The 13,131-nt window shown below is 66.3% G+C and carries 11 protein-coding genes; 6 read left to right on the top strand and 5 right to left on the bottom strand.

The window, feature by feature from the left end; translation table 11 throughout:
- The first annotated feature begins 470 nt into the window (after positions 1-470).
- From ACODS4_RS21605 to ACODS4_RS21625, 5 genes are all read left to right on the top strand, one after another.
- A complete protein-coding gene (locus ACODS4_RS21605) occupies positions 471-1,421 on the top strand; it encodes a carbohydrate ABC transporter permease (protein WP_488867407.1) in 951 nt (316 codons plus the stop codon).
- Between the two features lie 31 nt (positions 1,422-1,452).
- Complete coding sequence (locus ACODS4_RS21610; protein WP_488867570.1) at positions 1,453-2,304, top strand: carbohydrate ABC transporter permease; 852 nt, start codon at positions 1,453-1,455, stop codon at positions 2,302-2,304.
- A gap of 6 nt (positions 2,305-2,310) precedes the next feature.
- Entirely contained in the window at positions 2,311-3,441 is a 1,131-nt protein-coding gene (locus tag ACODS4_RS21615; RefSeq protein ID WP_488867409.1) for an ABC transporter ATP-binding protein, read from the top strand.
- A gap of 207 nt (positions 3,442-3,648) precedes the next feature.
- Positions 3,649-5,337: a methyl-accepting chemotaxis protein gene (locus ACODS4_RS21620; RefSeq protein ID WP_488867411.1), complete on the top strand. Its 1,689-nt coding sequence runs from the start codon at positions 3,649-3,651 to the stop codon at positions 5,335-5,337.
- 198 nt (positions 5,338-5,535) lie between these two features.
- Positions 5,536-6,606 (top strand): saccharopine dehydrogenase family protein, encoded by a 1,071-nt coding sequence (locus tag ACODS4_RS21625; RefSeq protein ID WP_488867572.1) that lies wholly within the window; start codon positions 5,536-5,538, stop codon positions 6,604-6,606.
- A gap of 409 nt (positions 6,607-7,015) precedes the next feature.
- Here the strand turns inward: ACODS4_RS21625 and ACODS4_RS21630 are convergent, their stop codons facing one another.
- The gene (locus tag ACODS4_RS21630) at positions 7,016-7,342 is read right to left on the bottom strand and encodes a hypothetical protein (RefSeq protein ID WP_488867413.1); all 327 of its coding nucleotides are present in this window, start codon (positions 7,340-7,342) and stop codon (positions 7,016-7,018) included.
- A 285-nt stretch (positions 7,343-7,627) separates the two neighbouring features.
- Here ACODS4_RS21630 and ACODS4_RS21635 point away from each other — a divergent pair, with 285 nt between their 5' ends.
- Positions 7,628-8,398 carry a DUF2076 domain-containing protein gene (locus tag ACODS4_RS21635; RefSeq protein WP_488867415.1) on the top strand — a complete coding sequence of 257 codons (771 nt, stop codon included), beginning with the start codon at positions 7,628-7,630 and terminating at the stop codon, positions 8,396-8,398.
- Positions 8,399-8,488: 90 nt separating this feature from the next.
- On the opposite strand, the gene ACODS4_RS21640 is transcribed toward ACODS4_RS21635, so the two are convergent.
- From ACODS4_RS21640 to araD, 4 genes are all read right to left on the bottom strand, one after another.
- A complete protein-coding gene (locus ACODS4_RS21640; RefSeq protein WP_488867417.1) occupies positions 8,489-9,190 on the bottom strand; it encodes a Crp/Fnr family transcriptional regulator in 702 nt (233 codons plus the stop codon).
- A gap of 536 nt (positions 9,191-9,726) precedes the next feature.
- Complete coding sequence (locus tag ACODS4_RS21645; RefSeq protein WP_488867419.1) at positions 9,727-10,425, bottom strand: GntR family transcriptional regulator; 699 nt, start codon at positions 10,423-10,425, stop codon at positions 9,727-9,729.
- Positions 10,426-10,628: 203 nt separating this feature from the next.
- Complete coding sequence (locus ACODS4_RS21650; RefSeq protein ID WP_488867421.1) at positions 10,629-11,345, bottom strand: ribonuclease activity regulator RraA; 717 nt, start codon at positions 11,343-11,345, stop codon at positions 10,629-10,631.
- A gap of 27 nt (positions 11,346-11,372) precedes the next feature.
- A complete protein-coding gene (gene araD / locus ACODS4_RS21655; RefSeq protein ID WP_488867423.1) occupies positions 11,373-13,112 on the bottom strand; it encodes an L-arabinonate dehydratase in 1,740 nt (579 codons plus the stop codon).
- Positions 13,113-13,131: the final 19 nt, after the last annotated feature.

Here is a 13,131-nt window from a genome sequence, read left to right on the forward strand (position 1 = left end):
TCTTCCAATGAGTTGCCTAAACCGAAGATGTGTGAATGCCGTAGCCCCGGGGGGGAGAGGGAGGGTCAGCCGAACCAGCGGTTTCAGACGACGCTTCGCTGACGACCCGCATTGTTCGCGCCCACACTAAATCCAGCGCCGCGCCGGGGGATCCGGTTTCCGTGTAACAGCGGCGTATCAACCGCTTCGCCCTGTTACGAAAACCGCCTTTGTAACGCCAACGTAACAGCCGCCCCACAACGAAAGCGCCCTGTTACCAAATAGTCCGCCCCGCGCATCATCGGACGGGTACAGTAACCGTCAGACAAACGACCGCGACCAACCAACAGCGGTCCAACAGCAACCTGTTACGGGAGGGACCAGAATGCGCGACCCGCGTTATCCGACGGCGACGACCGCGCGGACGTCCTCGCGGGGGTATGCCCATGGCTTCGCTCCATGATCGGCCCCCTTCCGGCGAGGATCGCCCCATGACCTTGCAGACCCCATCCTACAAAGCCGCCGCCGTCAGCGCTCAATCCGGCGACGCCCCCGCCCGTTCCAACTTTGGCGAGTTGGTCCAGCGGCATCTGTCGAAGCTGGTGGTGGCCCCGTCCTTCGCGGCGATTCTGGTGTTCGTCTACGGCTTCATTCTGTGGACGGTCTACATCAGCTTCACCAACTCCCGCATGCTGCCCAGCTACGAGCTGGTCGGGATGGACGCCTACACCAAGCTGTGGAAGATCGAACGCTGGTACGTCGCCATTGAAAATCTGCTGATTTTCGGCGGGCTGTTCATCGGCGTCAGTCTGGCCATCGGCATCGTGCTGGCGGTCATGCTGGACCAGCGCATCCGGGGCGAAGGGGTGCTGCGCACCATCTACCTCTACCCGATGGCGTTGAGCTTCATCGTCACCGGCACGGCGTGGAAATGGATCCTGAACCCGACCATCGGCATTCAGGAATTCGTGCGCGACCTGGGATTTCCCGGTTTCACCTTTGACTGGATCGTTCAACAGGACACCGCCGTCTACACGCTGGTGATCGCGGCGGTCTGGCAAAGCTCCGGCTTCGTCATGGCGCTGTTTCTGGCGGCGCTGCGCGGGGTGGATCAGGAGATCATCAAAGCCGCCTATCTCGACGGGGCCAGCCTGCCGCGCATCTATTGGGGCATCGTTCTGCCCTCCGTCCGCCCGGTCTTCATGAGCGCCTTCGTCATCCTGGCCCATCTGGCGGTCAAGAGTTACGACCTGGTCGTCGCGCTGACCGGCGGCGGTCCGGGTTACGCCTCGGACCTGCCCGCGACCTTCATGTACGAGATGACCTTCCGGCGGAACCAGATTTCCATCGGCTCGGCCAGCGCCATGATGATGCTCGCCACCGTCGTCGCCATCATCGTCCCGTACCTCTATTCCGAGCTGAAAGGGGGCAAGCGTGTCTAGCCTGACCTCCGCGCTGCCGCCCGCCGAAGGGATGGGACCGCGCGTCGCCCGCTGGGGCCTGTATCTCATCCTGTTGCTGTTCGCGGCCTATTACCTGCTGCCGCTGGTCGTGATGGTGTCCACCTCCTTCAAGAGCCTGGACGAGATCCGCACCGGATCCCTGCTGTCGCTGCCGCGCGACATCAGCACCGACGCCTGGACCTACGCCTGGACCCGCGCCTGCATCGGCGCCGATTGCCGGGGTATGGCCCCCTATTTCATGAACTCGCTGGTCATCGTCATCCCGGCGGTCGTCATCTCCACCCTGTTCGGGGCGCTGAACGGCTACGCGCTGACCAAATGGCGCTTTCGCGGGGCCAACGTGATCTTCGCGATGATCCTGTTCGGCAGCTTCCTGCCTTCCCAAGTCATGCTGCTGCCGATGGCGCAGACGCTGGGCTTTCTGGGGTTGGCCGGGTCGGCGGGCGGCTTGATCCTGGTCCATGTCGTCTATGGGCTGGCCTTCACCACCCTGTTCTTTCGCAACTACTATGTCAGCATTCCCGACGATCTGGTGAAGGCGGCGACCATCGACGGGGCCGGGTTCTTCCAGATCTTCACCAAGATCATGGTGCCGCTGTCGTTGCCGATCATGGTGGTGACGATCATCTGGCAGTTCACCCAGATCTGGAACGACTTCCTGTTCGGCGCGTCTTTCGCGGCGGGCGGGGCGCAGCCGGTGACGGTGGCGCTGAACAACCTTGTGAACACCACCACCGGCGTCAAGCAGTACAACGTCGACATGGCCGCCGCGATGATCGCGGGCCTGCCCACCCTCGTCGTCTACGCGCTGGCCGGAAAATACTTCATTCGCGGTTTGACCGCTGGCTCGGTCAAGGGGTGATTTGACATGGCGACTCTCAGCATCAACAACGTCCGCAAGCAGTATGGCAGCGTCGAAGTCCTGAAAGGGATCGACCTCAGCCTGACCGACGGCGAATTCCTGGTCCTGCTTGGCCCGTCCGGCTGCGGCAAATCCACCCTGCTCAACATGATCGCCGGGTTGGAGACCATCAGCGCCGGGGAAATCCGCATCGACCAGCGGGTCATCAACGGCGTCCATCCCAAGGACCGCGACATCGCCATGGTGTTCCAGTCCTACGCGCTGTACCCCAACATGACGGTGGCGCGGAACATCGGCTTCTCGCTGGAAATGCGCGGCCAGTCGAAAACGGAACGCGACGGCGCCATCCAGCGCGTCGCCAAGCTGTTGCAGATCGAACATCTGCTGGACCGCAAGCCCGCGCAATTGTCGGGCGGTCAGCGCCAGCGCGTCGCCATGGGCCGCGCCCTGGTCCGCGATCCCAAAGTGTTCCTGTTCGACGAGCCGCTGTCCAACCTGGACGCCAAGCTGCGCGTGGACATGCGCACGGAAATCAAAAAGCTGCACCAGCGGCTGGGCACCACCGTCGTCTACGTCACCCACGACCAGATCGAGGCGATGACGCTGGCCAGCCGCATCGCCATCATGAAGGAGGGCATCGTCCAGCAATTCGCCCCGCCGCAAGAGGTGTATGAGCGGCCCGCCAACATGTATGTGGCGAGCTTCATCGGGTCGCCGACGATGAACTTCATCCGGGGAACCTTGGCCGCCGAAGGCGACCGGCTGGGCGTCAGCGTCTGGCAGGACCGCGCGGCGTCCGACGGCGGCCCCTGCCGCTTCCTGCCCCTGCACGAGGCCCCCGCCCAGGCCGACCGCTGGCTGGGCCAGGAGGTCATCCTTGGCGTCCGGCCCGAGGCGATCACCTGCTACGACCCGACCATGGCGACGGGCAACCCGGCGCTGGTCAAGGTCGGCTGCCCGGTGAGCGTGCTGGAGCCGACCGGCGCCGACACCATCACCTACATCCAGTTGAGCGGCCAAGAGGTCGTCGCCCGCATCAAGCCAAGCGACATGCCAGTGGAGGGCGAAGTCGCCGACTTCATGATCGACATGGGCCGCGCCAACCTGTTCGACCCCAAAACCGAACAGCGCATCTGAGTCCGATCGCATCACAACCGCCCATCCCCCTCTCCCCCCCGGGGAGAGGGCCGGGGTGAGGGGGATCCGCCGCCGAAACCGTCCGGCAGGCCGCGCCCCCTCACCCTAACCTCTCCCCGGGGGGGAGAGGAGACAGTCCCGACGCCACCCCAAAAAACGCAAAAACAAAACCCCCGACCCAACCGATGGCCGGGGACGGGAGGAACCATGTCCATCCACAGCCGTCTCGGCGGGATCACGGGCCGCCTGTCGTCAGCCTTCGGCGGTCTGGCCGCCTTGGCGCTGGCGCTCGCCGCCCTGTCGCTCGCCAGCTTCGCCACCGTGCGCGACGGGGCCGAACAGGCCAACCGCAGCCGCGACGCCTCCGACGCCCTGTCGGCCATCGCGCAGGCCGTCTCCGAACAGCATTTGGGCGTGCGCGGCTATCTGCTGGCGGGCGACACCCGCTTTCTGAACAGTTTTGAAACAGGCCGTCGGTCTTTTGACCGCTCCTTCGCCAAGCTGACCCGCATGGCCGATGGCGATTCCGACCAGACCGCCCGCCTGACCGCGCTGGCCGACGCGCTGAAGGGCTGGGTCGGGCAAGCGGTGGCCAAGCAAATCGCCCTGATGGCCAACCCGGCCACCCGCGACGAGGCCCGCGCCATGGAGGCCGCCGGGGCCGGGCGCGCCGGGATCGAGCGCATTCGGCAGGCCATCGACGATCTGCGCGCCGCCGAATCCCAACGCATGGAGCGAGTGACCGCCGGGCAGGAGGCCGAGGCCGAACGCGCGCAAATCCTGTTGATCGCCGGAACCGCCGTCGTCCTGCTGCTGGCCGCCGTGATGAGCGTCGTCGCGGCGCGCGGAGTCGCCCGCCCGGTGCGGCGGATGACCAACCTGATGGCCCGGCTGGCCGACGGCGATTTGGAGGTGGACATTCCCGACACCAACCGGCGCGACGAAATGGGCGGCATGGCCCGCGCCCTGGCGGTGTTCAAGGACAACGCCCGACAATCCCGCCATCTGGCCGCCGAACGCGAACGCGAGCAACAGGCCAAGCTGGAGCGCGGCCTTGCCCTGGAGCGCGCCATGCAGGCGTTTGAGGCCGACGTCCACGCCGTGATCGGCGGACTGATGCAGGCGTCGGCCCAGTTGGACGAGACCGCCGGCGCCGTGGCGGGAATCGTCGAAGAAACCGACCGCCATTCGCTGACCACCGCGCGCACCGCCGAACAAGCCAGCGTCAACATCCAAACCGTCGCCTCCTCGGCGGATCAGCTTTCCGCCTCGATCAACGAGATCGGGCGGCAGATGGACTCCTCGCGCCGGGCGTCGGACAACGCGGTGGCGGCGGTCGGCGACGCCGACGGCGCGGTGCGCGAACTGAACCAGGCGGCGGGCCGCGTCGGCGAGGTGGTCGGCCTCATCACCAGCATCGCCCAGCAAACCAACCTGTTGGCGCTGAACGCCACCATCGAGGCGGCCCGCGCCGGAGAGGCCGGGCGCGGATTCGCCGTCGTCGCCGGAGAGGTCAAGGCGCTGGCCGCCCAGACCGCCCAGGCGACCGACGAGGTGACGGCGCAGATCGCCGCCATCCAGGGCGTCATCACCACCACGGTGCAGGCGATTGGCCGGATCGGCGGCATCATCGGCGACATGAACGGCATCGCGTCCGCCGTCGCCGCCGCCGTCGAGCAGCAGGCCGCCGCCACCGCCGAAATCAGCCGCGCCGTCACCGGAGCCGGACGCCTGTCCCACGCGGTGAAGGAGGATGTCGAGGCGCTGGCCCGCGCCGTCGCCAACACCGGGCGGTCGGCGGCGGAGGTGCGTCAACGCTCCGCCGACGTGTCGAACGGGGCCGCCCGGCTGAACGGCGAGTTGGCCGGCTTCCTCGACCGGGTGAAGGCGGCGTAAACCCGCCGTCCCCTCAACAATTCGCGCACGCCGTCATTCCGCCGCCCGATCCGTCATTTCGCCGGACATCGGGGGCGGAACCGGCGCTTTGCCCGCTGTTGTCCGGTCGGTCTTCGGGGCCACCCTTGGGGCTGCGACAGGATGTCGCCAACCGACAACACAGCAACCGCGCAAACACAGGGGATGGCCGTGGCTACGATGAAGGTTCTGGTTCTGGGCGCCGGCAAGATCGGCTCGATGATCGCCACTCTGCTGACGCAGACCGATGATTTCGCCGTCACCATCGGCGACCGGGACGAGGCGCTGTTGGCGCGGGCCGAACGGGCGGGCCTGCGGGTGCAGCGCGTGGACGTTCAGGACGCGGAGTCGCTGCGCGCCGCCATCGCCGGTCAGAACGCGGTGCTCAGCGCCTGCCCCTTCACGCTGACGCCGCTGATCGCCAGCGCCGCCGTCGCCTGCGGCGCCCATTACTTGGATCTGACCGAGGACGTCGCCGCCACCCGCAAGGTCAAGGAGTTGGCGGAAACCGCCAAGACGGCGTTGATTCCGCAATGCGGGCTGGCGCCGGGCTTCATCTCCGTCGTCGGGCATGATCTGGCCCGGCGGTTCGACCAATTGCACAATCTGCATCTGCGCGTCGGCGCCCTGCCGCAATACCCGACCAACGCCCTGAAATACAATCTGACCTGGAGCACCGACGGGCTTATCAACGAATATTGCAACCCGTGCGAGGCCATCGTCGACGGCAAACCGCGCGAGGTCATGCCGCTGGAAGGCGACGAGCGTTTCGCGCTGGACGGCGTGGATTACGAGGCGTTCAACACGTCGGGCGGGCTGGGGTCGCTGTGCGAGACGCTGGCGGGCAAGGTGCGCAATCTGGATTACAAGACGGTGCGCTACCCCGGCCACCGCGACATCGTCCGCCTGCTGATCCGCGACCTGCGTCTGGGCGAACGCCGCCATCTGCTGAAGGACGTGCTGGAAACCGCCGTGCCGTTGACCTTGCAGGACGTGGTTCTGGTCGTCGCCACCGCCACCGGCGTGCAGGACGGCGAGTTGCGGCAGGAAACCTTCGCCACCAAGATCTACAGCAAGACCATCGGCGGACGGGTGTGGAGCGCCATCCAGGTGACGACCGCCGCCGGGATCTGCGCCATCCTCGACCTGCTGCGCGAGGGAAGCATCCCGCAATCCGGCTTCATCCGGCAGGAGCAAGTCCCGCTCGACGCCTTCCTCGCCAACCGCTTTGGCAAGCATTACGCCGCTTGACGACGACGCGCGGGCATCACGGCGTCTTCAGCGACGTGGTATGAGGGGAAGCCCTTCTCCCCTTGCGGGAGAAGGGTTGGGATGAGGGGTGCGGTTCCGGTCGAAGACCGGGGCGGTCGTTTCGCCACCCTCACCCCAACCCCTTTCCCGTCAAGGGCTACAGTATTCACACATCTTTTTCTTTCTACAACCAATTGAAATGAAACGGATTTTCCGTCATCCCCGCGCAGGCGGGGATCCAGAGTTCGCCAGACGAACCCTATGGGTAAGTCTGGATTCCCGCCTTCGCGGGAATGACGGAGAAAAGTTCTTTTTCTTCCAATGAGTTGCCTAAACCGAAGATGTGTGCATCCAGTAACCCGTCAAGGGAGAGGGGCTTTCTTCCCCCTCGACCGTTCAAGCGGTCGCGTTATTGCGGGCCTGTGTAAGGGAAGGGGTGAATCTTCCGCGTCGGGGCGCTGCGCCGGTCATGCGGGCAGGCGTAGCGCAGACAGACGTTGCGGTAGAGATCGTCCAGGCGAGCGATTTCACTCTCGTCCGCCCGGCGGCGGGCGATGCACAGCATGTCCCACACCATTTGCCGCAAGGCGGCGTGACCCCACGGTTCGCGCATCATGTCGGCGCCGCGTTTGGTCGCCTCTTGCATCGTCAGATGTTCGTGGGCGGCGATGACGGCGATTTCATCCTGCGCCAGAAAACCCGTCTCGGGCGCGCGGGGCAGATCCAGGATCGGCATTGGGCGTTCTCCCTCGATGTGACGATGGTTCGTCGTCTTGCGCGACGATTTGGAACCGTTGCGACGGTTCTTGCCCTCAATTGCAGGGCGTCTTGCAGTGTATCGGCGTCTTCACAATTTCCACAACAAACGGAATGTCGCAGGACGTTCGGAAGGGATCCGCCGAGGGTCATAGGCCCACCTCCCGATCCGCCGCGATCATCGCCAAGGGGGGCTTGCAACGGGGGGGAGGGCGACGCCACATACTCCTCACGCACGACCGATCCCGTGCCATGGAGATGCAGGATGACCCCCGAGGAACGCACCCTTCTGACCGACCTGTTCCGCAATCTGCGCGAGGCGGAATCGCAGCCACGCGACGCCGACGCGGAAAGCTTCATCCGCCAGTCGGCCCAGAGCCAGCCCTTGGCCCCCTATTACATGGCGCAGGCCATTCTGGTGCAGCAGCAGGCGTTGGGCGCCGCCCACACCCGCATCGAGGATCTGGAACGCCAGTTGAAAGAGGCGCAGAGCAAGGCCGCCCAACCGGCCCCCGCGTCAGGCGGCAGCTTCCTGTCCAACGCGCTTGGGCTGGGTCGCAGCCCTTGGGGCGCCCGGTCCGACGCCCCGGCGCCGGCCCCGCAACCCACGGCGGCCCCCGCGCGCAGCCCGTGGGGGGCGCCGCCGCAGGCCAGCCCCTACGGCCAGCAACCGGCCTACCCGCCCCAACCGGGCTTCGCCCCGCAAGGCTACGCGCCGCGCGGCGGCGGGTTCCTGGCGGGCGCGGCGCAGACCGCCGCCGGCGTGGCGGGCGGCATGTTGGCGGCCAGCGCGATTTCCTCGCTGTTCAGCCATTCGTCGGGTCCGCTTGGCGGCGCGACCGGAGCCGCCGCGCCGATCAGCGAAACGGTGGTGAACGAAACCGTCGTCAACAATTTCTATGGCGAGGGCGCCGCCCCGGCCACCCGCGAGGTCGCCCACCAACAACCCATCGACCAGCAAACCGCCGACTACCAAAGCGACGAGGGTTCCTTCGACGGCGGCGGGGACGGCGGCGGGGATGATTCCTGGATCTGATCCCAATTTGATCCAAGGATCCGAAGCCGCGTTTTGACGGCGTGAGCAGGCGCGGCCGGCGGCGAACCGGCCCGCCGATGCGCGCCGCCGTTAAGGCCCGTCGGCCAACTCCCGCAAGGCGGCGCGGTCGCAGTGGAAACGGTTGGGCCGCGATTCGTCCAAAACGCCCTGGCGCTTCAGTTCGGCGACCACGCGGCTGGCGGTTTCGGTGGTGATGCCCAGCACCGCGCCGACATCCTCGCGCCCGAAGAAATCGCAATCATCCTGCTCGTCGATCAAGGTCAGGAACAGCCGCGCCACCCGCGCCCGCGCGCTGCCGGTGCCAAGCTCCACCAGAAAGGCGTCGGCGCGCTCCACCGCCTGATGCCAACGCCGCAGCAATTGCTGGTGCAGATGCTGCGTCTCCTCCGACAGGCGTTGAATGACGGCGCGCGGGATCCGGCAGGTCAGCACCGGATGAACCGCGATGGCGGTGTGACGGTACGGCTCGCCCAAGACGGCCTCCAGCCCCGCCGTGTCGCCCGCCCGCAGCAGCCGCACGATGCGCTGGCCGCCGTTGGGCAGATACTGCACCAGCTTCACCAGCCCGCTGCGCACGGTGTAGAGCGCCTGCGGCTCGTCGCCGACATGGTAAAGCGCCGCGCCGGGCGCGACGACGATCTCGTCGATGGGCAGATGGATGAGGTTGAAATCACTCTGGGTCAAATCGGCGAACAGGGCGGTTTCGCGGATGCCGCAGCCCTTGCAGTTGGCCAAGCCCTGCCACGCCGCGCCAATGTCGGTCTTTTTCACCCCGAGATCCTGCCTGAACGTGCGGAGCGGAGCGGTGAAAGAATGAAGCGGATCATGGTCGTCGCGGTCGTCATGGCGCGCAGTGTCGCAGTTTTCCGCCGCCGCTCCAAGCCCGCCAAGCGCCCATCAGGGCAATCGCTTGAACCATCGAGTGCTGATAAAGCCCCTCTCCCTTGACGGGTTACAGCGTTCACACATCTTTTTCTTACTGCAACCAATTGAAATAAAACGGATTTTCCGTCATCCCCGCGCAGGCGGGGATCCAGAGTTCGCCAGACGAACCCTATGGGTAAGTCTGGATTCCCGCCTGCGCGGGAATGACGGAGAAAAGTTCTTTTTCTTCCAATGAGTTGCCTAAACCGAAGATGTGTGAATGCCGTAGCCCTTGACGGGGGTGGGGGTGGGGGTGGGGGTGGCGAGGCGACCTTCCCCGGCCTCTGGCCGGGTCGCCCCCTCATCCCAACCCTTCTCCCGCAAGGGGAGAAGGGCTTTCGTGGATGTGGAAGCGTTCGGGCCATTGTCTCAATCGCCCCGCCTCAATCGCGGAAATAGCCGGGGTAACGGTCGCGGATGGTGTCGATCAAACCCAGCGTGCCGGACAGATGGTCGCGCAAATGGCGCTGGGCCAGATCGGGATCATGGGCGGCGATGGCGCTGACGATCAGGCTGTGGTCGCTGTGGATCTTCACCGTCTTGCCCGGCGTCGGCAGATGCAGCTTGCGCAGCCGCTCCAAATGGCCGCTGCGACTGCGCACCAGCCGCCACAGATCGGGCACCCCCGCCGCCTCGTACATCGCGCGGTGAAAGGATTGATCGAGCGCCCAGAAGCTTTGAAAATCCTCAGTGTCCACCATGGCGTGCTGGCGGGCGAGGTTCGCCTTCAGGCCCGCGATCACCGTTTCGTCGGCGCCGAGCGCCAACGTCCGCACCACCTCCAGTTCAATGGAGCGGCGCAGGAACTGGGTCTGGCGCGCGTGGGTCAGGTCGATGGCGCTGACCAGCGTGGCGTGCTGGGGGAAGATGTCCACCAGCCCCTCTTCCGCCAGCCGCAGCAGGGCGTCGCGGATCGGGGTCTGACTCAGCCCGAATTGTTCCATCAGTTCGACGCGGGACAGGACGGCGCCGGGCTTGAGATCCAGCGCCAGGATCCGTTCCCGCAGATGATCGAACACCTGCGGGGCGGCCTGTCGGCCCCGGTCCAGACGCATGGGAAGCACGCTCGCCCCGGCACTCATCGACGGATACTCCGCTGTCGTCATCGCGCACGCGGCGCTGTTGTCGTCTGGACCGGGGCGCCCTGTCAAATCCGTTTGCCCCCTCCCTGACCCTCCCCCGCTTCACAGCGGGAGAGGAAACTCCGCCGCGCGCCGCCAAGGGGCCAGCCTCCCTCTCCCGCGAAGCGGGGGAGGGCTGGGGAGGGGGCCGTCTCGTCCGAAGCCTACCGCCCGTTCGCCGACCGCCACGCCGCGAAATCGACCTTGGTCTGCTCGTCGGTCGCCGGGTAAAGGCCCAGGATGGAGCGGCCGGCCAGAACCTGTTCGGTGACGAAATCCTCGAACGCCGTCATCTCCACCGCTTCCGCCGCGAGTTCATCGGCCAGATGGGCGGGGATCACCACCACCCCGTCGCCGTCGCCGACGATCACGTCGCCCGGATAAACCGGGGCGTCGCCGCAGCCGATGGGAACGTTGATGTCAATGGCGTGGTGCAGGGTCAGGTTGGTCGGGGCCGACGGGCGGCTGTGATAGGCGGGAATGGCCAGCTTGGCGATTTCCGGCGAATCCCGAAAACCGCCGTCGGTGACGATGCCGACCGCGCCGCGCACCATCAGCCGCGTGACCAGGATCGACCCGGCGGACGCGGCGCGGGCGTCCTTGCGGCTGTCGATGACCATCACGGCGCCGGGCGGGCATTCCTCCACCGCCTTGCGCTGGGGATGGGCGCGGTCCTGAAAGACGCTGAGCGGGTCGAGATCCTCGCGCGAGGGGATGTAGCGCAGGGTGAACGCCTCCCCCACCATGGTTTCGCTGTTGGGGTTCAGCGGACGGACGTCCTGGATGAACTGGTTGCGGAAGCCGCGCTTGAACAGGGCGGTGGTCAGGGTCGCGGTGCTGACGGTCTTCAGCTTCGCACGGGTTTCGGGCGACAGGCTCATGATCGGGATCTTTCCAGACAAAAGGACTCAATAGATGGACGGTTCGCCGACCGGCGCGCCGAAATCGGTTTGCAGATAGTCGAAGTCGCAACCCTTGTCGGCCTGCGTGACGTGGCGGTTGAACATCCAGCCATAGCCGCGCTCGTAACGCGGCGGCGGCGGCGTCAGGGCGGCGCGGCGGGCGGCCATCTCCTCGTCCGACACCTCCAGCCGGATGCTGCGGGCGGCGACGTCCAGACTTATGAGGTCGCCGTTGCGCACCAGCGCCAGCGGCCCGCCGATGTAGGATTCCGGCGAGACGTGCAGGATGCAGGCGCCATAGCTGGTGCCGCTCATCCGCGCGTCGGACAGGCGGACCATGTCGCGCACGCCCTGCTTCACCAGCTTTTTCGGGATCGGCAGCATGCCCCATTCCGGCATCCCCGGCCCGCCCTGCGGCCCGGCGTTGCGCAGGATCAGCACATGGTCGGCGGTGACGTCCAGGCTCTCATCCTCGACCGCCGCCTTCATCGACGGGTAATCGTCGAACACCAGGGCCGGGCCGGAATGCTTGAGGAAACGCGGCTCGCAGGCGCTGGGCTTGATGACGCAGCCGGTGGGGGCGAGGTTGCCGGTCAGCACCGCCAGCGCCCCTTCGGCGTAGATCGGGTTGTCCAGCGTGCGGATGACGTCGTCGTTGTGCACCTTGGCCCCGGCGATGTCCGCGCCCAGCGTCTGGCCCGACACGGTCAAGCAATCCAAATGCAGATGGTCGCCCAAGCGATTCATCAGCGCGGGCAGGCCGCCGGCGTAGAAGAAATCCTCCATCAGATAGGTCTCGCCGCTGGGCCGGACGTTGGCGATCACCGGAACCTTGCGGCTGGCTTTTTCAAAATCATCCAACCCGATGTCCACCCCGGCGCGGCGCGCCATGGCGATGACGTGGATGATGGCGTTGGTCGAACAGCCCATCGCCATGGCGACGGCGATGCCGTTTTCAAACGCCTCGCGCGTCTGAATCTTGGCCGGGGTCAAATCCTCCCACACCATTTCGACCGCGCGGCGGCCCGACGCGGCGGACATGCGGATGTGGTTGGCGTCGGCGGCGGGGATCGACGACGCGCCGGGCAGCGTCATGCCGATGGATTCGGCGATCGCCGTCATCGTGCTGGCGGTGCCCATGGTCATGCAGGTGCCGTGACTGCGGGCGATGCCCTGCTCCACCCCCAGCCATTCCTGATCGGTGATGGTCCCGGCCCGCCGCTCGTCCCAATATTTCCAGGCGTCGGAGCCGGACCCCAGAATCTTGCCGTTGAAATTGCCGCGCAGCATCGGCCCGGCGGGCACGAACAGGCAGGGCAAACCGGCGCTGGTCGCCCCCATCAGCAGGGCGGGCGTGGTCTTGTCGCAACCGCCCATCAGGACGACGCCGTCGATGGGGTGGCTGCGGATCAACTCCTCCACATCCATCGCCAGCAGATTGCGGTAGAGCATGGTCGTCGGCTTGACCGCGCTTTCGCTCAGCGACAAGGCGGGCAGTTCGACCGGGAAGCCGCCCGCCTGGAAGACGCCGCGCTTCACATCCTCCACCCGCTGCTTGAAATGGGCGTGGCAGGCGTTGAGGTCGGACCAAGTGTTGAGGATGGCGATGACCGGCTTGCCCACCCAATCCTCGGGCGCGTAGCCCATTTGCATGACGCGGGAACGGTGGCCGGAGCTGCGCAAATCGTCGGGCGCGAACCAACGGGCGCTGCGCAGGGTCTCAGGAGTCTTTTTGGTCGAGGTCATGGTCGTCTCGCGGAGGATG

It is taken from the genome of Azospirillum sp. FG154 (genome assembly GCF_057809575.1).